This is a genomic window from Spirulina sp. CCNP1310, from assembly GCF_034932185.1.
In the GTDB taxonomy this organism is placed as follows: domain Bacteria; phylum Cyanobacteriota; class Cyanobacteriia; order Cyanobacteriales; family Spirulinaceae; genus Spirulina.
This window is the reverse complement of record NZ_JAYGHW010000116.1, coordinates 1-608: the sequence shown is the minus strand read 5'-3', so window position 1 is coordinate 608 and position 608 is coordinate 1. Positions and strand designations below refer to the sequence as shown.

Annotated in this window: 1 protein-coding gene; it reads left to right on the top strand. The window is 66.6% G+C overall.

Going from position 1 to position 608, the window contains the following annotated elements:
- Positions 1–608 (top strand): ATP-binding protein (locus VB712_RS20315; RefSeq protein ID WP_323258181.1); only part of this gene is annotated, 608 nt, incomplete at both ends.

Sequence of the window (608 nt, the reverse complement as noted above, 5' to 3'; positions counted from 1 at the left end):
GATCGGGTGACGGCGCCGGCGTGACGTGCTTGTTCGCCGGCCCGTCGGGGACCGGCAAGACCCTCGCCGCCGAGGTGGTCGCGAACTCGCTCGGCGTCGACCTGTTCGTCATCGACCTCAGCCAGATCGTCGACAAGTACATCGGCGAGACCGAGAAGAACCTCGAGCGGGTGTTCTCCGAGGCGGAGTTCGTCAACGGTGTGCTGCTCTTCGACGAAGCCGACGCGTTGTTCGGCAAGCGATCCGAGGTCCGCAGTTCCCACGATCGCCACGCCAACGTCGAGGTGGCGTACCTGCTGCAGCGCATGGAGCGTTACGACGGGATCGCCGTGCTCACCACGAAATTGCGCAACAACCTCGACGACGCGTTCTCGCGACGACTCGATGTCGTGTGCGCGTTCGTCGAGCCTGACGGGGCGGACCGGCTCGTCTTGTGGCAGCAGCACCTGCCGAGCAGCCTGCCTTGCGCCGACGACCTCGACCTCCCACTGCTCGCCGAGCACCTGGAGATCTCCGGCGGCGTGATCCGCAACATCACGCTAACAGCGGCGCACCTGGCGGCGAGCGAGTCGCGACCCGTCACGATGCGCGACCTCGTGGTCGCATCG